Raw genomic sequence first — 19,312 nt, forward strand, 5'->3', positions numbered from 1 at the left:
TCATATCTTTTGACCGGGTGTTCAATAATTTGATACGCTACAGGAGAGTCATTAAGAAAGGGGTTTTGAAACGATGTCAAATGAACAGAACGAACAAATCGTATTGGCAAGTCGACCTGAAGGAATGCCAAATGAAGAGAATTTCCGATATGAGACAGTAGAAACGAACCGTCCGGATGAGGGGCAAGTTCTTCTTAAAACGCTCTATCTATCGGTCGATCCATACATGAGGGGTCGTATGAGTGATGCGAAATCGTACGTAGCCCCATTTCAAATTGACGAACCGTTAAATGGAACCGTAGTGGCAGAAGTCATTGAATCACGTTCAGAGCAACTAGAGGTTGGCGACAAAGTAACCGGCTTTCTAGAATGGAAGAAATTCAACGTAGCAGATGGACATACAGTCCGTAAGATTGATGACAAGATTGCTCCGATTTCTGCTTACTTAAGTGTTCTTGGGTTAACTGGATTGACAGCTTACTTTGGTCTTTATGATATTGGAGAACCAAAGGAAGGCGAGACGGTTGTTGTTTCTGGAGCAGCAGGAGCAGTTGGGACGATTGCGGGTCAACTAGCGAAATTGAAAGGCTGCCGTGTTGTTGGAATAGCCGGTTCAGATGACAAGATTGACTACATTGTGAATGAGTTAGGCTTTGATGCTGGATTAAACTATAAGAAATCCGACAATCTTCAAAAAGAACTTGAAGAGGCTTGTCCGAATGGCGTGGATGTGTACTTTGATAACGTGGGAGGAGAAATCTCTGACGCTGTTATGAACCTATTGAATACGCATGCACGCATTCCGCTTTGTGGTGCCATCTCTTCTTATAATCGAACAGACGGCGACCTAGGCCCAAGAGTCCAAACGAAGCTTATTAAGACAAGAGCGAAAATACAAGGCTTTGTACTAAATGATTACCAAGACCGTTTCCAAGAAGGTACAGAGTTCTTAGCGCAATACGTGCAGAATGACCAATTAAAATACGAAGAAACTATTGTAGAAGGCTTCGAGTCAGTAACAGATGCGTTCTTTGGTCTATTCCAAGGAACAAACCTAGGAAAGCAACTCGTTAAAGTAGCGGACCCTTCTTAATCTGGAATGTAGAACAATAAACAGTGACGAGATGATTGGTTCATCTCGTCACTGTTTTATTTCTACTTTAGGTTCTCATCAGTTCTTAAATACCCTATTGGTTAAGGAAGCGATTCACACACGATTCCATCACCCTCTCCATCTAATCGATGAGGGTCGTTAGTGGGTCCCCCATCGTTTAAGAAGAACTGTTGGGCTTCCTCTTGTGTGGAGAAATGGGAACAATCCCGATCTTCATCTTCCGACTCTTCATTTCTTTCAGATTCTAGATAGGGCTTGTCCGCGTGAAACCCTTCTTTACTAACGTACCCAGGAATGCTCCATATTCCAATTTCCTCTTCCTTAGCTTCCGCTTCAGCATTTCTAAAATCTTCTATGTAACGGTCATTTGGTGGATACACATAAGCAACACGAGCTAAGCCTTGCTCGATTAACGATTCGTTAATACGGTCACCTTGAACATAGATGTAGGCTAACAGGCGATCGTACTTATCATACTTTGTCGTTCCGAATTCTAGTTCCACCTGCTTGTCCGTAAGTCGATCTTTCATATACTTACTTGCTTCTGGACCGTAGGGTTGAACAGGTTTTGATGGGTGTTTCGTCTCAGGTGTATCAACCAGTAACAATCTCACGGTCTCTTCTCTTCCATCTACTTCTACTTTCACAGTGTCCCCATCTACGACTCTAGTAACCGTAGCTTCGACACGATCAATTTGAGTGTCTTCCTTCTCAACGCTTGTAGTAGAGGAGGAAGGAGCGCAGCCGCTTACAAGAATGAACAAGCAGGCAATGGTTAAGCTAAATTTCTTCATGTAGTTTAATTCCCTCCTAAAAATACTAGTATACCATTGTTGCAGATAGGGATGGTTAGGAATGTAGGTAGAGTTGGAAACAGGCAAGCGTAGTGAATAAGCTTATAAAGGAGAAATCAATCCATAATATTCGAAAGGGTTGCATGGACATATAAGCAGTATAGATGGAATGTGATACTTTAATCATTGCAATTAGGCCAATCCAACCCCATGTAAATAAACTAATAATGTATGCGGATTCATAAGGAATTGTTCCACATAAGAACGCGATTAAGGAAGCGATAGCTAGGACCGAATGGACAAGCAAGAATACCCACCTCGATTATTCTATATTTTTCCATCTAGTGGTAAGAGAAAAGCCGCCTTTGGAGACGGCTTCTTGTATTTATTCGATTTCGTTTCGATTCGGTGGAGCCATAAATTCAGGTCCAACGGGGTTCTTAATGTTTCTGGCTAAGATTTCATCAATCTCACGTTGGGTTGCTTCATCAATATGGAAGTCCTCGATTTCATCAACAGGATCCATTTGATCTGGTCGACGACCGCCCCATAAGGCTGTACCTGCTCCAGGTTGGTCTACAATGAATCGTAACGCCAAGTGAAGAACGTTTTTGTTGAACTTCTCTTTAGCAAGTTGATCGAGCTCATCAACTGCTTTTAAATACTGATCAAAGCGTGGTTGTTGGAATTTCGGGTCATTGTTTCGGAGGTCATCGCCATCAAATTGTTTATCCCGAGACATTTTCCCTGACAGTAATCCGCGGCATAGACTTCCATAAAGAAGAGTATGCATGTTGTGGTCTTGAACGTAAGGCAAGATGTCTTCTTCTATTTCTCGTTCGAATAAGTTGTATGGAGGTTGTACGACATGCAAGGGTGCATATTGTCTGAACGTGTCCATTTGCTCGGGTGAGAAGTTACTTACGCCGATTGCACGGATTTTCCCTTGTTTGTATAAGTAATTAAGTGCCGATGCGGTCTCCTCAATGGGTACCATTGGATCTGGCCAATGGACTTGATAGATATCAATGTAATCTGTTTGAAGTCTCTCTAATGATGCTTCAATTTCTTCATGAATGCGTTCTTTTGAAGCATCACGGTATAGTTGTCCATCTTCTGTCCAGTTAATGCCGACTTTCGTTGCAAGGACGAGATCTTCTCGCTTCCCTTCAAACTGCTGTAACGCCTTACCTACAATCTCTTCTGACTTTCCGTACCCGTAGGCAGGGGCAGTATCAATTAAATTTATCCCTTTAGAAAGAGCTGCGTGGATGGTTCTAATGGATTCTTCCTCATCAGTGCCTCCCCACATGCTCCCACCAATTGCCCATGTTCCTAGGCCGATGGTTGTCGCTTCTATATCAGTTTGATGGATTTGTCGTTTTTCCATGAGAGCACCTCCGTCAATGTGTATACATGCGTACTTTACCCGTCGTGTCATTCAGTAAACGTGCTTCACATGTTTCAGCTTCCTTATGCATATGGTGGATAGAAGGCCTGTCTTAGGAGGGAATTGGATGTTCTACCTATCGGAGAGACGGTTGTTAGTAGTATTGCTTGTAGGATTTGTCTCAATATGTTGGTTCTCGCTCCTTCGCGCAGAGAGCATCATCGTGCAAGGCTATGAGGCGGAGCAAGCGGAAGAAGTGATTGCTTTAGATTTCGAACCATTTGTTGAGGTGGGGACGGTAGAAGAGGCGGAAGCTCATGTCTCTTTCAACGTATCATCAGTCATGAATGTTCCAGATGGATACGAACGATTAAGTGTAAGTTACCATGAGGAAGACGGAAGAGTTCGTCAAGTATTCACAAATCACAAAGAAGGGAGACTAATGGTTGAACAAGCAGAATCTCCTTTATCAGCACCTAAAGAAGCCGTTGTGAATGTGATAAAGATTGGAAATAAAGAGGTCACCTTATATGGGGAGGGCGATGAGATTTACGGAGCTACATGGTCGACGGGTACTTCCACTTATTCGGTTCATTCATTGCGCTCGTTTGACTTAAATCAATGGAAGGAATTGATGATTGGTATTTATTAATTTTCTTAAAATAAAATTTACAAAACTTTAATTTTTTAGCTCTTTTTTCGACATAATGTGATATGATGATGATGGATTTAGAGAGTTACCATTAAGAGAGGAAGATGGAAGTGAGCCTAGGCCCATTTACGATTTTGTTACTGGCCATCGTTCTTGTGAACTTCACTTCAGAGCTTGTTGAGGCAAGCTATTACGGAAGAGCCATGAGTTTCAAGAAGGCTTCTGTTCGTTCACTGTTGTTTACAATCGTTGCCGTAACGATAAATGGACTTTTTCTAATCTTTGATTCATCCTATCATACCTCAGTCATCATTGTATTTCTAAGCGTAGGAGTTTTGTATTGTTTGATACGCATGTTGGTATCGATTAAGAAGAAAGAGCGCCATACTTGGATCTATCCATTGATTTGCGTATACTTATGTGTCCTTTGTTTGATTATTTATGAATAATGCCCTGTTCAATCGACCTAAGAAGGGTCGATTATATTTTGGGTTAAAATGACTGAAAATTTGGACTATAATAAGAGGAAGGGGGGATTCAAAGGTGGAAGTCGTTCAGGAACCGAGGCGAAAGAAGCGGCCCATGCCCACATGGCAGAAGATTGTGTTCGGTGGAATTGCAGTATTGTTATTTCTTCTCATACTCGTTCTCATCTTTGTAAACGTTTACATTAATCAAACCGTACCTAAAGTGTCTGGAGAAGAAGTTGTTAGAGTGCTTCAATCGGACGTTCGTGTCACGTATGACAGATACGGGGTTCCACATATTGAAGCGAGCAAAGATGCGGATTTATTTCGGGCACAAGGTTATGTGCAGGCGAAAGAGCGCTTGTTCCAAATGAGTATGGCTCGTAGGCAAGCGAGTGGGACTCTTAGTGAGGTGGTAGGGGAACAAGCAGTAGAGCAAGACAAATACTTTCGTACATTGGGGTTAAGAAGGGCGGCGGAGCGGTCTTATGCTTCTTATTCGCCTGAGATGAAGGAAGTTCTTCAGTACTACTCTGAAGGGGTAAATGCCTTTATTGAGGAAGCAATCGCATCTAAACGATTGCCAGTTGAGTTCGCGCTGGTTGGCTTCTCTCCTAGCGAGTGGGATCCGATTGATTCATTAACAATAGGAAAGTACATGGCGTTTGACTTAGGTGGGCACTGGGAAAGACAGGCTTTTAACTATCACCTATTGCAGCAATATGGAGAAGAGAAGGCTTATGAATTGTTCCCATCCTATCCTAAACAAGCTCCAACGATTGTGAAGGACATCAATATTGGTCAAAGCTTTTCTAGCGCAATTATTCCAGAAGAATTCAACGGGAGCAACAATTGGGTTGTGAGCGGTGAGAAAACAGCAAGTGGCAAGCCACTTCTTGCTGACGACCCTCATTTAGGATTGGCAACTCCATCCATCTGGTATGAAATGCATTTACAGTCTCCGAATTATAATGTGAATGGCGTCGTTTTCGCAGGCGTACCTGGAATTATTCTAGGGCATAACGATGAAATTGCCTGGGGCGTCACGAACGTAGGACCCGATGTGCAACAGCTCTATCTTGAGAAAAGGCATCCAGACGAAGCCTATACGTTCATGTACGAAGGAGAGTGGGAAAAGGCAAAGGTAATTCAGGAACCGATCAATGTGAAAGGGGAAGACACAATCCCATATACAGTAGTAGAAACACGGCATGGTCCTATTCTATCTGAATTTGCAGGGCAATCAGATGGGGAACATGCGCTGGCTTTGAGATGGACTGCTCTCGATGCTACAACAGAGCTCGAAGCATTTCTAGACGTGAATAAAGCGAAGAATTGGAATGAGTTTGAAGATGCACTGGCAAAGTTTCATGCCCCCGCGCAAAACTTCGTGTTCACATCGAAAGACGGAACAATCGCATACAAAGCCAATGGGAAAATCCCAATTTATCCTGATGGAAAGGATGCTCTATTGCCGCTTGAGGGGTGGAACGCCGAAAATGAATGGGTGGGGTATATTCCGTATGATGAATTGCCAACTGTAATTAATCCAGAGCAAGGCTTTATTGCGACCGCTAATAACAAAGTAGTTGGACCGGATTATCCATATCATATTAGTCATGTCTTTGCACAGCCTTATCGCTATGCTCGGATTCACGAATTCTTAGAAGAGAATAATCATCTAACTGTAAACGATATGAAGGAACTGCAAATGGATGTGAAGAACCTTCAGGCTGAGGAATTTGTGCCGTTATTTGTTAGTAAAGTAAGAAATGGAGAAGTATCAGAGACAATGGGTGAAGCACTTTCCATCCTCGAGAAGTGGGATTACAAAGATGAAGCGACCCAATCGGCCCCATTAATCTTTCATACATGGATGGACCACGTTGAGGAAGAACTTTACAAAGACTTATCGAGTGATGTCCGAGGGTTGTTTACAGGAAAGGGACAAACGACCGATGAATTATTAAGACAATCTTTCTCCGGTGAGGATCCCCAATGGGTGCAGGAAGCAGGTGGGTTAGAAGAGCTCCTCACAAAGAGTCTGAAGAGCTCGATTGAGGAACTCTACGCTTCGTTTGGTTCTGAGTTAACTGCTATGTCATGGGGAGAATTTCATCGTGTAGAGTTTTACCATCCATTATCGAGTATCTCCTATTTGGAACCATTCTTTAATAGTAATAGCCCTGTCCCATCAGATGGGAGCGCTGTTACCGTCATGGCTGCGTCGCATAACGAGGAAGGGATTGTTAATCATGGAGCATCGTGGAGATTTGTATTTGATGGTTCGACCTATGAGAAATCAGAGCAGATGGTAGGTCCAGGACAATCTGGTCATGTGAAGAGCGTTTGGTATGACAATCAGAGAAAGGACTGGGTTGAAGGAGGATACCATACAACATACTTAAGTGGATATAAAGGACAGGTGCTAACCTTAACCGCACCATAACCCCGGAGCTTACCGGGTTTCTTTTTTTGTTCTCCTAATAGGAATGAGAAAGGGAATTGAGGTAAACCTAGCAAGAGAACAAGTTCAATCGTATGTGAGGAGTGTCATCTATGCATGGGTTCCATGAAGTCTTTATTCAACTGCTAATATTATTAGCCGTATCGATTACGGTAATTGCACTGGCAAAGCTCTTAAAGCAGCCCTACTCCATCGCACTAGTATTGGTGGGGTTGTTGCTTGGCATTACTGAAATTCCTTTGCTTGAAGAGTCTGAAGCATTTATTACTCAATCGAGCGTCTTTCAAGCCATTATTATTTCTTTGTTTCTACCTATTCTCCTCGGGGATGCCACTTTAAATATGCCCTATCGACTGTTCTTTAATCTGAAATGGACCATCTTCTCTATTGCCTTTGTTGGGACGTTTATTTCTTTCTTAAGTATTGGATTTGGTGCTCTATACTTCTTGGATTTACCCATCGTTGTGTCGTTCACCTTTGCTGCTTTGATGAGCGCGACAGACCCAATCAGTGTCATAAGCATCTTTAAGCAGCTTGGTGTATCAGAGAAAATGTCAACGATAATGGAAGGGGAATCGTTGTTCAACGATGGAATTGCCGTTGTACTGTTTAAGATCTCGACGATTTACTTACTCACTTATATTGAAATGGGTTGGGCAGGCTTAGGGAGCGGGACGCTTCTCTTCCTGAAATTTAGTATTGGTGGCGCCCTAATTGGGTTGATAATAGGTTATGTGTTCTCTCAAATCATCCGAATATTTGACGATTATCCTTTAGAAATTACGCTGTCAGCACTATTGTTCTTTGGAAGTTACTTTGTAGCAGAGCATTTCGAAATGTCTGGGGTAATTGCCGTTGTCGTAGGAGGTCTCTTATTTGGGAGTTATGGGAAGAAGATTGGAATGTCGGATGAAACAAGAGCCAACATTACGACCTTCTGGGATGTCATTACACTGCTTGCGAACTCCATTATCTTTTTGATGGTTGGTCTCGAAATTCAACAAATCGATTTTAGTGGGAAGTGGGGGCTGATTGTATTTGCCATCCTACTCGTACTTGTTGGTCGAACGTTAGCGATTTATATTAGTACAAGTATCACAGGCAAACTCAACCAGAAGGAGACCTTCCTTGTGAACTGGGGTGGGTTAAGAGGTAGCTTGTCCATTGCACTTGCCTTAAGCCTTCCCATGGACTTTACTGGTAGGGAAGAGATATTGATTCTTACGTTTTCAGTGGTCATCTTCTCTTTAGTTGTTCAAGGATTGTCTGTCGCACCCGTTGTTAAAACGTTCGGCTTATCAGAGGACAAAGAATAAGACTGTCAGCCTTTAGGCTGGCAGTCTCTTGTTCTTATCGTTTATTAAACCCTTTACGTTGTACATAGTCTGTAACATCTAATCGGATCGGCTTCTTAAACCTTCGAGTCATTTGGTCACTCCACGTATCTTGACGAGCATTCTGCTTTCGCTTGGCGTAATAGGCAGCAATCTTCTTATCGAAAGCCTCGATATACTTGTCCTGTTCTGGATCATATCGATTCTCGTGATACACTGCTTCTTTCGGTAGACGAGGCTTCTTCTCGGTGTTGGCATTGGGATGTCCGAACACCATTCCAAATAGAGGAATGACATGTTGGGGAAGCTCTAGCAAGGAATCTACACGAGCGATATCATTTCGCAAGCTTCCAATGTAACAGATACCAAGCCCCATTGATTCTGCAGCAATGGCCGCGTTCTGCGCAGCAAGTGCAGCGTCGATTGAAGAGACGAGTAAATGTTCGGTGCTTTCAAAGTTTGTCTTCATCTCTTCTACTTCATTGTCCCTGCCCATTCTTGAAAAGCGAGATAAATCTGCGCAAAAGATCATCATGTGCCCATTTTCTTTAACATAATGTTGTCCGCTTACTTCTGCTAATTGGTCTTTCTTCTTCTGGTCAGTAATCCCAATGATGGAATAGGCATGCATAAAGCTTGATGTAGATGCCATAAGAGCAGTCTCTACAATGGTATCAATCTGTTCATTTGTTAAGGCTTCATCTGTAAAGGAACGAATTGAGCGATGATTAAGGATTGTTTCGATTGTTTCATTCATGAGTATGGTCCACTCCTTATTCTTTTACTATATTGTCACACTGTTATTCTACAAGAAACGATTGCAATATTCCCAATTTATGCTTCAATGGATAAGAGATGATGCGAGTAAAATACATTAAAGAAATAATGGAAGTAAAAAGCTTAATAATATGTTAAGATGGACAATATTGCCCCACTTTTTTCCTTTGTATTTTCTAAAGTGACTGCAGGATAACTGGATTGATTCATAAATCTATACGGTAGATACTCTATGAGTATTGAATATATCAGTATAGTAAACCATGTTGTTCAGTATAACCTGTTTCGGAAAGTACAATTGGGATGAAAGGGACTCTATGTGGTAAAAGTGAGGGTTTCTATCATGGGAAAATTAATTGATTTCAAATTGCAACGGTCTAGAAAGCAAATTAAAATGTGGGCGGGCAATAGAGGTGTGCTCTATGAAATTTACCTATCTGTATTGCTCTATATAAATTGTAGTCTAGAGAATAAATACTCAGCACCCATTGACCATCTAAACACGGAGACAGGGCTTAAAAAGGAATTTCGAGGGAATGAAGAGCTTTTCTTTTATACCATTCAGGAATTAATTGCTTACTGGGATTTAGAGCCATCCATGATTACAGAAGATATGAAGAAAGATCTCTTTCTCCACTTCGAGAAAGTAGGGGATCTTTGCTTCTTTATACAGGAACATCAATCACATACAAATAGTTAAACGGAGAGGGTATAACAACCTCTCCGTTTTTTATTTCGCTACTGGTAAGGTGAAGGAGTTTAATAGTCCAGCAAATACCTGCAAGATTCCAAGAGCAAGTAACAATGGTCCAATCGTAAAAGCAAAACCGAAACTCAATCCCATATGTATAAATCCAGATAGCGCGACATTTCCATTACGATTTGCCCGAAATGAATAGATTCCAAATAATAAGTTAAATGAAGCTAACAGTGAGAGATATATGGTAAGCATTCCAATCACATCCTTTATTCAATTTTAAAAGACTCTTTCTTTATCTTAGGACTTTACTTTCCCACAATAATGGCTTATTAAACGTATGAATGTTACGTGTTGTTCATATACTTCTAAATGTTTTCTGATAATTCGTATTATTTATTGTAGTATATCCTGGCTACGTTTGGAATGGGGGGAGGGAAGATTTTACATGGTTAACCATTACTTAATGTGCAATCTCCCATTTGCTACTTGTACGAAATAGAGGACTTTCTTCATTAAAGGACGAAAACGTTAAATAGCGTTGAGTGGGGAGGGACTGGATTGGTAAAGGGAACAATTGTAGTGAATCAGTTATCCAAAACCTTTACAAAGGGGAGCGTTACAGCTGTTAAGGACGTAAGTTTCGACGTGAAAGAAGGGGAGTTCTTCGCTTTCTTAGGACCGAATGGAGCTGGGAAGTCGACGACTGTCCAAATCCTAACGACTCTTATTGAAGCGAGTTCTGGTTCTGTTTATGTAGCCGAGCAAGATGTCACCAGTTCACCTCAGGAAGTTCGAAAGCATATCGGAGTGGCCCTACAGGAAACAGGTATTGACCCTGGGCTGACTGGACGAGAAATGCTCATGTTGCAATGCAGGATTTTCGGTTATAAAGAAAAGGAAGTAAAGGAACGTAGCAACGAGTTGCTTAGAGTGGTTCAACTTGAAGAAGCAGCGGATCGTGTCTCTGGAAATTATTCTGGTGGGATGAGGAGAAGATTGGATTTAGCGTTGACCCTCGTTAATCGACCCAAGATTCTATTTCTAGATGAACCAACAACAGGACTCGACCCTTCTAACCGTAAGAGTATCTGGAGGTATTTAGAGAAATTAAATAAAGAAGAAGGAACGACAGTCTTTCTAACAACTCAGTACTTAGAAGAAGCGGACTATCTTGCAGACCGAATTTGTATTATAGATGGAGGAGAAATTGTTGCTTCAGGAACGCCCGAAGAGCTTAAACGAAGTATTGGAAACGATTTACTTGTACTTCGATTCCATAGTGAAGCAGATGGAATCGAAGCTCTGCGCGCATTACAACAGTGGGGGAATGAAGGGGACATGGTCCGGGTGGGTGCAGAAATTAAAGCGTATGCGCAAGATGGAACGAAACTAATGGTAGATGTTGTTCGCACCCTCGACCAAAGTGGAATCTCCATTGACAATATGAATTTAACCTCACCTACACTGGATGATATCTTCTTGAAGATAACGAACAAAGAGGCGTCTAAAGGAAAGGGTGTAAACCTTTATGGGGAATAACGTTTTGAGGGATACGTGGATTTTATCCAAGCGAAGCATTGTAACGGTTATTCGAAATCCATTTGTGTTCATTCCAAACTTGTTAATTTCCATGTTCTTTCTCGTTGTCTATGACAGTGGATTAAGTGGCATTAGTGAACTTCCTGCCTTTGAAGGGGCGAACTATCTAGCGTTTATCTTACCTGTCTCAGTTGTTTCGGCTGCGATTGGAGGAGCTGGTGGGTCTGGCCAAGCTATTGTCAAAGATATTGAGAATGGCTTCTTCCAAAGGTTGCTATTAACACCAGCTTCAAGACTTTCGATTGTACTTGGACCCATTATAGCTGGAATGTTTCAGTTGCTCTTACAAACGATTCTAATTATCTTAATCGCATATATCATGGGAGTAGAATCAGCGACTGGTGTGCTAGGGATGGGTGTTGTCCTTCTAATTGCGATTGGATGGGGACTTGCCTTTGCGGGATATTCAGTCGGCATAGCTTTAAAAACCAAAAACGCACAGGCTGCTCAAGCGGGTACGTTGATTTTCTTTCCGTTGATCTTTCTTAGTACCACATTTGTGCCGTACGATTTAATCGAGAGTGGTTGGTTGAAGGTAGCGGCAACGATTAACCCAACTACTTACATCTTTGAAAGTATGAGAGCGGTTCTAATCGATGGGTGGGTATTCTGGGATATTGCTCAAGGGTTTATCGCAATTGCAATCGCTTGTCTGATTACAATCTCCTTCGCTGCCTTTAGCGCTAAGAAAGCCGTAAGCAGAGGCTAGGTTTAAGTCAACAGTCACTTCAATATTACATAGAATGAGGTAGGGGGGAGCGAAGTTGAAATGGGTTGATCGATTGGATGTGTTCGCATTTCTTTTACTTATTGGCGGAGTTTGGCTACATGCCGAGGCATACATGACAGATTTCCAGCTGACCTTCGTGGCCATACCTTGTCTCGTCTATGTGATGGTCGTCAGCGATCAATTAAGAAAGCGACAAATCAGACAAAAGTTATCGAAAAGGAAGAGCACATAACAAGTATGTGTTCTCTCTTTTTGTTAAAAATGCGAACATACATTCGTGTTATAAAGAAAATTATGGTACAATCTGTAGTATAGCTTTTCCATATGCCAAACCCTCATGTCGGAAGGGGGTGAACGCCATTACAATATACGAAGCTTTGATGTTAATGATTGGATTTGGATCATTAATTGCAGCCATCATGCACAAAAAATAAAAAAAGGCCTCCCAAAGTAGGAGACCAAAACACACTCATTTGAAATTGGAAAAGCTATCGGGCTGTAACGGAGACGTTACAGCCTATTAAGCTTAAACATTATCTTCACTATACCATAAATTAGTGCTTAAGTCACAACTTTAATCAAGTAAGAGAAGGTGGGAACATGTTTAGCGCAGGTACAACTTGGTGAACAGGAGGGAAAATGGCGTCTTATTTGTACGTCCAAGAACCATTTAGCTACGTCGACCTCTATTGAAATGGCAGCTTTATGTAATGAACTTCATGACAGTAGTTATATGAAGAAGAAGCAAAGGACCTTCGTTGACTTGTGCTGTTATTTATTCTACTATATACCCACTGGGGTTATGGCTTCAGTGAGTTTTGGATAAGTAAAGACAGGTATGAACGATAATAAAGTTATTGCATAGGAGGAATTATAATGAAAACACTAACAGCAAAAGAAGTACAAGAAAAATTAGAGCAAGGTGAACAACTAAATATCATCGACGTTCGTGAAGATGACGAGGTAAGAGAGGGCATGATCCCTGGTGCGAAACATGTCCGTCTTGGAACCGTTGAAGAGCGTGTATCTGAGTTTGACAAAGATAAAGAATACGTAATGGTTTGCCGTTCTGGTGGCCGTAGCGGGAAAGCATACCAGTACCTAGAATCACAAGGTTTCAATGTGATTAACATGGAAGGCGGCATGCTAGCTTGGGAAGGAGAAACCAAGTAAAGAGGAAGTCGTGTTTTTTTGGAAACCTAAGTTTGACTTAGGAGTTGACGGTATTGGCTAAGAAGATGACGGTGGAACAGCTCGTACGTAAGATCATGAAAGAAGAGTCTGTAGACCTCATAGATGTCCGTTCTAAAGCAAATTATGATGATTGGAAGGTAGAAGGGAAATCCGTGAACGTTGTGAATGCTCCATATGAGGAGATTCACGATGTGCATGCTCTAAAAGAGAAACTGCCTGATGGGGAGTTTGTGATTGTGTGTAACCAGGACCCCACTGCTAGGAAAGTGGCTGCCTTACTAGAGGAAGCGGGAATGGATGGGTTCTATTATTTAGAAGGTGGAATGCGTGCCTTTGGTGAGCACATTGAACCTGTCTTCGTTAGTGAATTGCCAGATGGGGGAGAGTTGTACCAATTTGTTCGGCTCGGTAAGGGCTGTCTTTCTTATGCGGTAATGAGCGAAGGGCAGGCAGCTATTGTTGATCCAAGTCGAACGATTCAGCCATACCTCGACTTTGTGGAAGATAAGGGATTGACCCTTACCCATGTGATTGATACCCATCTTCATGCGGACCACATTTCTGGTGGACTGAAGCTAGCTGAGGAAGTGGAGGCTGATTATTGGTTGTCTTCTAAGGACGGAGCAACAGCTGAGTATGACTTTCGACCATTAGAAGATGTACAAGAAATTCAAGTGGGGCTCTCTGTAATTACACTCGTGCCTTCTCAAACGCCAGGTCATACGAAGGGATCCATCACTTTACTCGTTGCTAACGAGTTTCTGCTAACAGGTGATACGCTCTTTGTTCAATCAGTCGGTCGACCAGATTTGGCTGGGAAAGCGGAGCAATGGGTGGATGACCTATACGAAACCTTGTTCGAACGATATAAATCCTATGCCCCTTCAGTTGTTGTGTTGCCAGGCCACTTTGCTAGTATGGATGAATGGAACCAGCATGGGTACATTGGAGAGACGCTAGGACATTTATATAAGCACAATCGAGGGTTAGAAGCTTCTGGGCGTTCTGAATTTGTAGAGATGGTGTTATCACATCTGTCAACGCAACCGAACGATTACGAAGACATTCGTCAAGTGAATCTTGGGAAGCTTCAACCGAGTGAAGACGAACAACGATCGATGGAAGTCGGACCTAACCGATGTGCTGTTCATGAAGGGAAAGGATGAGTCTTAAGACTCATCCTTTCTTCTTTTACAGGGGCATTAATTTATGGTAGGTTTGTTTTCGGTATAAAATGGGGAAAGAGTTTATGAACAAGAGTTGATGTCAAGTCGTGTAGGAGGATGAATATGTCCATAAAGGCTTTTGTATTTGATGCCTATGGCACGTTATTTGACGTGCATTCCGTAAAGGAGAAATTAGAGGAACAGTATCCTTTGAAGGGAGAGGCCATTAGTGAAGCGTGGCGAAGTCGTCAGGTTCACTATTTCATGGTTCGACAATTGATTCATAACTATGCTTCATTTGAAGAAGTTACGTCTTGGGCGCTGCAGGATGCCTTACAGGTAAACGGTGTGACTTATAATGAAGAACAAGTTGAGCAGTTTATGAGCGTCTATGAGCACCTCCATCCTTTCGAAGAAGTTAAGGATGTGCTTCATCAATTACAAGACCACCAGCTTGTTGTCTTTACAAATGGAACACAAGCCTTATCACGTCCACTCCTTAAGAACAATGGGTTGGACGACATGTTGAGGTTATTAACAGCAGATGAACAAGGCATTTATAAGCCTGACCCGATGGCGTATGACTATGCGTTAAAGGAACTTGGAGTAGAGAAGGAAGAAGTACTCTTTATGTCTAGTAACCCTTGGGACATTACGGGGGCTAAATCATTCGGATTCCAAACGGCATGGATTCGAAGAGGGAAAGGGGAATTTCCTAAACTAGGATTCGTACCAGACTACATCTACGAAGACTTAACTGGAATCTTAGCCTTTAAATAGAGAGAAGCTTTTTTCTCTCTGTACATACGAATTTTGTAAATAGAAAGAGGATGAACTATGATTCGAACCTTGGCCTATACAAAGGATAATCGTCTAATTGAAGGGCTGCCTTTAGATCAAATGCAAGGGGAGGAAATTATTTGGTACTGGGTCGATTTTATTGAGCCAACACCAGGTGAAACACAAAAGCTTGATACCGTTTTCGACTTTCACCCCCTTGCTATAGAGGATTGCATCCATACGTTGCAACGGCCGAAATTGGATTATTACGAGGAACATACATTCTTTGTAATCCATTCATTAAATTCGAAGACGTTGGAGAAAGAAGAAATCGATATCTTTAGTGGAGATGGATTTATTGTAACGTACCACAAGCACACATCTGCTGAACTAGAGCAAGTATGGAATCGATTGAAGCGAAGTAAGCAGCCTGACCAGTGGGAAGAATTTATCGTCTTTTACGAATTGCTCGACAAAGTCGTGGATAATTACTTTCCAATCGTATATGCGATTGAGGACCATATTAATGAAATCGAAGACAACACGAGAAACTCGAATATGGAGAAGTTGCTTGAGCAATTATTTGATACAAGAAGTGACTTGTTGATGATGCGACAGACGGTTCACCCAATGAGGGACCTTCTCTATCGGATGATTAGCACACATCATCTGGAGGGGGTGCGAGAGCGTAAGGAATATTTCGCTGACATTCACGACCATCTATTGAAGGTTTCAGAACTCATTGAATCCAATCGTGAGATGACACAAGACATACGTGATAGTTATCTATCGTTAAACTCTCATCAAACGAATCGAACGATGCAAATCCTTACCGTCATATCTGTCATCTTTATGCCATTAACGTTCATCGTAGGGATTTATGGAATGAACTTTAGTTATATGCCGGAGCTATCATGGAAATACAGTTATTTCTTCGTATTGGCGATTATGGCGATGATGACATTTGGAATGGTGGCATGGTTTAAGAAAAAGGGCTGGTTTGATTAATTAGTCATGAGTATAGTGGAACGACCAAGAACACCGAAGAGGCCTCCTTTGTAAGAGGGAGCCTCTTCGGTGTTTATTTGCGACGAGAGTGGGACGAGAAGCCTGTCCCTGTGTCCCAGTAGTAGAGGGCAGGGCGGTGTATGAATAGCCAGTGTTCAGTTGTTAGGGTTAACCAGACAAAGCTAATGAGCCTCCAATCTATATCTTTAATGTCCATTCCATCGCCTCCTTGCCTCAGTATACGCAAGTAGAAGGTTGTCTCATGATAGGGTCGTGACCTGGCCTTGAATACAAAATCTTTATTTCCCGTACATATCGCACCAAAATTGGAGGTATACACGGCAGGTGTGTATCTACAAAGGAGATTTCTTTTCACTTTTTTCTGAATAAGGGAGAATAGTTGCAACGAATCAAAATAAGAGGTACGATTTCTTTCGTGTGACGAAATAATAAAACAATGAAACAAAAGGTTTGAAGGGAGGAATTTCATGAGTACACAACAGCAGACACAACAGACAGAGATTCAAAATCCTAGAGGATTGCTCATCGCTTTATGTTCTGTGCTCATGTTCTCGGTCATGAACGGGACCATGTTTAACATCGCCGTTCCTGACATCGCGAATACGTATGATCTCTTGCCATCGGAAGCAAGTTGGGTCATGACAGGGTACATTATGATCTATGCCGTTGGTGCATTGGTTTATGGGAAATTGGCGGACTATTATCCGTATAAAACGCTAATTACAATTGGGTTAACCATCTTTTCTCTTGGTTCTTTACTTGGCTTCTTTTCTACAAGCTATGTCATGGTAATTGTAGGGAGAATCATTCAGGCAATGGGTGGGTCGATGATCCCGGCCTTAGTCTTTCTAGCCCCAATTCGATATTTCCCTGACCAACGAGGCAAAGTGCTTGGGATTATTTCTTCTGTAATGGCATTTGCGTCTGGCGTTGGACCTATTCTTGGTGGATTTATTGCAGGGTTCTTGTCGTGGGAATATCTATTTCTAACATCGGCACTCATTATCGTAACGCTACCCTTCTTAAGAAAGAACTTGCCTAATGAAGAAACAAAGCCAGTATCACTTGATTATATCGGGATGGTCTTTGTTGCAGGGATTGTATCTTCCTTAATTCTTGGCATATCCTTAGGGTTGATGTATATGTTCGGTATAATGGCCTTATTTATTCTATTCTTTATCTGGAGAACGAAGACAGCAAGAGATCCATTTATTCCACCGCGTTTATTCAGAAATGTGAACTACCGTACAACAATTATTACAAGCTTTCTAACCATCACAAGCTTGTTCGGAATGATGTTTATCTTGCCGCTTATGTTCCGTGATGTATATGGTCTATCTACGATGAGTATTGGCCTTGTTCTATTCCCAGGCGCTATGAGTGCTGCCATCATGGGTCAAAAAGGTGGGAACTTAGTGGATAGCAAAGGAGCTAAATTTGTCTTATTCTTAGCGCTTGGTCTACTATTCTCAGGGTTCTTAGTCGTATCATCGGCAACAGGCCTTGTCGTATGGCTTGTGAGTGCATTAGTCATCCTTGCGTATATGAGCTTCCCGCTTGTTCAAGCTTCTTCAGCGGAGCTACTTGCTACAGAGCTTGAATCTAGCGAAACTGGTGTTGGGATGGGTGTGTTCAACTTATTGAACTTTGTTTCTGGTTCCATCAGTGGTGCGGTCATCGGGAAAGTGCTTGATTTGTATCAGCCTAGCTCACCAATCAACCCGATTGGGGTAAATGGTGAATCGGCGATTTATAGTAACGTCTTTCTTGGATTTAGTATCGTAATCCTCGTTGCCTTTCTGCAATTTAAATTCTTCTACAAGAAGAAAGCCTAAAAAAAGCTAAGGTGCTGCATGTCCAGCACCTTAGCTTTTTAGTGTGATTTGTCTACGTATAAGATAGCGTTCCATTGAGTCGAACATCTATAGTACAACAGATGCGTGCTCATGAACGGCTTCATCTTTGTATCGTAATTGCACATGACTGATGTACTCATTGCAGCAGTCAACAATCTTGTTGTAAATTTCCTCTACATCAACACCGTCAATAATAAGTAATAAGTCGCCTGCTTCTTTCACCATAAAGAAGCTAAGTAAATTTGGGAGTTGCTTTGCATCAGCAATTTGGTCCCCTTGGTATAAGTATACATCAGAGGCATGTTCCGCTACGTCTTGATGGATTTGAATAATATGTTCAAGGGTAATTGAGTTCGATAAGTGAATCTGGTAAGAATGTATTTGTCTCAATTGTGACACCTCTCTATTTTAGGTTGTTCACTACTTCTGGGCCCGTTTCGTAGTGATTAAGATTTTCATACGAAATACTTTTCTACAAAAACTGTACCCGCTAAACGCTCATGGAAAACCTGAAAGTATCACACTAGTTCTCATACATCATTTTTCGAGTCATACCTCCATCGACTACAATGTTTTCCCCCGTTACGAAATCATTGCTTTCCTCAGATAAATAAAAACAAGCTTTTGCGATATCATGTGGAGTTCCAACCCGATTCGCTAAATGCTGATGATGGTCAACTTCACGCAACTGATCGTAATTCTCCGTTTGTATCCAACCTGGACTAATGCTGTTTACGCGAATATGATAAGGGCTTAGGGATGCGGCAAGTGCATGGGTAAGCGCAACAATCCCGCCTTTTGATGCAGCGTAGGCTTCTGAGTCAGGTTCAGACATAAAAGCTCGGGTAGACGCTATGTTAATGATTCTCCCTTTGGTCTTTGACTCTCTCCACTTTGTTGCGATTCGTTTCGATAATACGAACATGCTTCTTAGATTTGTTTCGAGAATGGCATCCCATTCGTCGACGGTAATGTCGAAAATAGAGTGAAATCTACTAACACCGGCGTTATTAATTAAAATAGTCGGCGATGGAGAAGTATCTGCTAAACGATGCAAATCCTCTACTTTACGAACATCGCAGTACGTAAAACTAGCCTGATACCCACGCTCGTTAAGACTATGAACGACTTGGCGCCCGTTCTCTTCATCAATATCGGCAAGTACAACTTGTGCACCCTGTTCTGCATAAGCTAAAGCCACACCTTTTCCTATCCCATTACTACCACCTGTAATCCAAACAACATCATTTTGAAAGTTCATCG

Annotated in this window: 23 protein-coding genes; 15 read left to right on the top strand and 8 right to left on the bottom strand. The window is 41.9% G+C overall.

Translation table 11 applies throughout. The features are described from left to right. The first annotated feature begins 73 nt into the window (after window positions 1-73). Window positions 74-1,093, top strand: a complete 1,020-nt coding sequence (locus H513_RS0110170) for an NADP-dependent oxidoreductase (protein WP_026800651.1) — start codon at window positions 74-76, stop codon at window positions 1,091-1,093. Window positions 1,094-1,194: 101 nt separating this feature from the next. Here the strand turns inward: H513_RS0110170 and H513_RS0110175 are convergent, their stop codons facing one another. The 3 genes from H513_RS0110175 to H513_RS0110185 all read right to left on the bottom strand — a co-directional run bounded on the left by H513_RS0110175 (window position 1,195) and on the right by H513_RS0110185 (window position 3,298). Next, on the bottom strand, window positions 1,195-1,908 hold the full coding sequence (locus H513_RS0110175; protein ID WP_026800652.1) for a thermonuclease family protein: 714 nt from the start codon (window positions 1,906-1,908) through the stop codon (window positions 1,195-1,197). A gap of 55 nt (window positions 1,909-1,963) precedes the next feature. After that, window positions 1,964-2,215, bottom strand: coding sequence for a hypothetical protein (locus H513_RS0110180; protein WP_026800653.1), 252 nt, complete (start codon window positions 2,213-2,215; stop codon window positions 1,964-1,966). Window positions 2,216-2,293: 78 nt separating this feature from the next. Further along, complete coding sequence (locus H513_RS0110185; RefSeq protein ID WP_026800654.1) at window positions 2,294-3,298, bottom strand: aldo/keto reductase; 1,005 nt, start codon at window positions 3,296-3,298, stop codon at window positions 2,294-2,296. A 127-nt stretch (window positions 3,299-3,425) separates the two neighbouring features. Between H513_RS0110185 and H513_RS0110190 the strand changes: the two genes are divergently transcribed. From H513_RS0110190 to H513_RS0110205, 4 genes are all read left to right on the top strand, one after another. Next, window positions 3,426-3,950, top strand: a complete 525-nt coding sequence (locus tag H513_RS0110190; RefSeq protein ID WP_026800655.1) for a hypothetical protein — start codon at window positions 3,426-3,428, stop codon at window positions 3,948-3,950. Between the two features lie 104 nt (window positions 3,951-4,054). Continuing rightward, entirely contained in the window at window positions 4,055-4,399 is a 345-nt protein-coding gene (locus H513_RS0110195; protein WP_026800656.1) for a hypothetical protein, read from the top strand. Window positions 4,400-4,532: 133 nt separating this feature from the next. Continuing rightward, window positions 4,533-6,866, top strand: coding sequence for a penicillin acylase family protein (locus H513_RS0110200; protein WP_051239896.1), 2,334 nt, complete (start codon window positions 4,533-4,535; stop codon window positions 6,864-6,866). A gap of 110 nt (window positions 6,867-6,976) precedes the next feature. After that, window positions 6,977-8,200, top strand: a complete 1,224-nt coding sequence (locus tag H513_RS0110205) for a cation:proton antiporter (protein WP_026800658.1) — start codon at window positions 6,977-6,979, stop codon at window positions 8,198-8,200. A 34-nt stretch (window positions 8,201-8,234) separates the two neighbouring features. Here H513_RS0110205 and nfsA read toward each other — a convergent pair whose 3' ends face one another. After that, window positions 8,235-8,975, bottom strand: a complete 741-nt coding sequence (gene nfsA / locus H513_RS0110210; RefSeq protein WP_026800659.1) for an oxygen-insensitive NADPH nitroreductase — start codon at window positions 8,973-8,975, stop codon at window positions 8,235-8,237. 363 nt (window positions 8,976-9,338) lie between these two features. Between nfsA and H513_RS0110215 the strand changes: the two genes are divergently transcribed. Beyond that, complete coding sequence (locus H513_RS0110215; protein WP_026800660.1) at window positions 9,339-9,695, top strand: hypothetical protein; 357 nt, start codon at window positions 9,339-9,341, stop codon at window positions 9,693-9,695. Between the two features lie 30 nt (window positions 9,696-9,725). Here H513_RS0110215 and H513_RS0110220 read toward each other — a convergent pair whose 3' ends face one another. Then, window positions 9,726-9,947: a hypothetical protein gene (locus tag H513_RS0110220; RefSeq protein ID WP_026800661.1), complete on the bottom strand. Its 222-nt coding sequence runs from the start codon at window positions 9,945-9,947 to the stop codon at window positions 9,726-9,728. A 306-nt stretch (window positions 9,948-10,253) separates the two neighbouring features. Between H513_RS0110220 and H513_RS0110225 the strand changes: the two genes are divergently transcribed. From H513_RS0110225 to corA, 8 genes are all read left to right on the top strand, one after another. After that, complete coding sequence (locus tag H513_RS0110225) at window positions 10,254-11,234, top strand: daunorubicin resistance protein DrrA family ABC transporter ATP-binding protein (protein ID WP_026800662.1); 981 nt, start codon at window positions 10,254-10,256, stop codon at window positions 11,232-11,234. Beyond that, on the top strand, window positions 11,224-12,003 hold the full coding sequence (locus H513_RS0110230) for an ABC transporter permease (RefSeq protein WP_026800663.1): 780 nt from the start codon (window positions 11,224-11,226) through the stop codon (window positions 12,001-12,003). Before H513_RS0110225 ends, H513_RS0110230 begins: the two co-directional genes overlap by 11 nt. A gap of 55 nt (window positions 12,004-12,058) precedes the next feature. After that, on the top strand, window positions 12,059-12,256 hold the full coding sequence (locus H513_RS0110235) for a hypothetical protein (protein WP_026800664.1): 198 nt from the start codon (window positions 12,059-12,061) through the stop codon (window positions 12,254-12,256). Window positions 12,257-12,374: 118 nt separating this feature from the next. Further along, entirely contained in the window at window positions 12,375-12,458 is an 84-nt protein-coding gene (locus tag H513_RS22280; RefSeq protein ID WP_420804738.1) for a putative holin-like toxin, read from the top strand. Window positions 12,459-12,900: 442 nt separating this feature from the next. Then, on the top strand, window positions 12,901-13,197 hold the full coding sequence (locus tag H513_RS0110245; RefSeq protein ID WP_026800665.1) for a rhodanese-like domain-containing protein: 297 nt from the start codon (window positions 12,901-12,903) through the stop codon (window positions 13,195-13,197). A 53-nt stretch (window positions 13,198-13,250) separates the two neighbouring features. Further along, the gene (locus H513_RS0110250) at window positions 13,251-14,384 is read left to right on the top strand and encodes an MBL fold metallo-hydrolase (protein ID WP_231572106.1); all 1,134 of its coding nucleotides are present in this window, start codon (window positions 13,251-13,253) and stop codon (window positions 14,382-14,384) included. A 123-nt stretch (window positions 14,385-14,507) separates the two neighbouring features. Further along, window positions 14,508-15,164, top strand: a complete 657-nt coding sequence (locus H513_RS0110255; RefSeq protein WP_330981689.1) for a haloacid dehalogenase type II — start codon at window positions 14,508-14,510, stop codon at window positions 15,162-15,164. 57 nt (window positions 15,165-15,221) lie between these two features. Beyond that, entirely contained in the window at window positions 15,222-16,172 is a 951-nt protein-coding gene (corA, locus tag H513_RS0110260; RefSeq protein WP_026800668.1) for a magnesium/cobalt transporter CorA, read from the top strand. Between the two features lie 73 nt (window positions 16,173-16,245). On the opposite strand, the gene H513_RS21900 is transcribed toward corA, so the two are convergent. Continuing rightward, window positions 16,246-16,389, bottom strand: coding sequence for a hypothetical protein (locus tag H513_RS21900; protein WP_154655226.1), 144 nt, complete (start codon window positions 16,387-16,389; stop codon window positions 16,246-16,248). Window positions 16,390-16,660: 271 nt separating this feature from the next. Here H513_RS21900 and H513_RS20035 point away from each other — a divergent pair, with 271 nt between their 5' ends. Continuing rightward, window positions 16,661-18,028 carry an MFS transporter gene (locus H513_RS20035; protein ID WP_051239876.1) on the top strand — a complete coding sequence of 456 codons (1,368 nt, stop codon included), beginning with the start codon at window positions 16,661-16,663 and terminating at the stop codon, window positions 18,026-18,028. An 87-nt stretch (window positions 18,029-18,115) separates the two neighbouring features. Here the strand turns inward: H513_RS20035 and H513_RS0110275 are convergent, their stop codons facing one another. Both H513_RS0110275 and H513_RS0110280 read right to left on the bottom strand, forming a co-directional pair. After that, complete coding sequence (locus H513_RS0110275) at window positions 18,116-18,439, bottom strand: hypothetical protein (protein ID WP_026800669.1); 324 nt, start codon at window positions 18,437-18,439, stop codon at window positions 18,116-18,118. A gap of 133 nt (window positions 18,440-18,572) precedes the next feature. Next, on the bottom strand, window positions 18,573-19,310 hold the full coding sequence (locus H513_RS0110280; protein ID WP_026800670.1) for an SDR family NAD(P)-dependent oxidoreductase: 738 nt from the start codon (window positions 19,308-19,310) through the stop codon (window positions 18,573-18,575). Between the last annotated feature and the right edge of the window lie 2 nt (window positions 19,311-19,312).

The organism is Pontibacillus halophilus JSM 076056 = DSM 19796, from assembly GCF_000425205.1.
In the GTDB taxonomy this organism is placed as follows: domain Bacteria; phylum Bacillota; class Bacilli; order Bacillales; family BH030062; genus Pontibacillus_A; species Pontibacillus_A halophilus.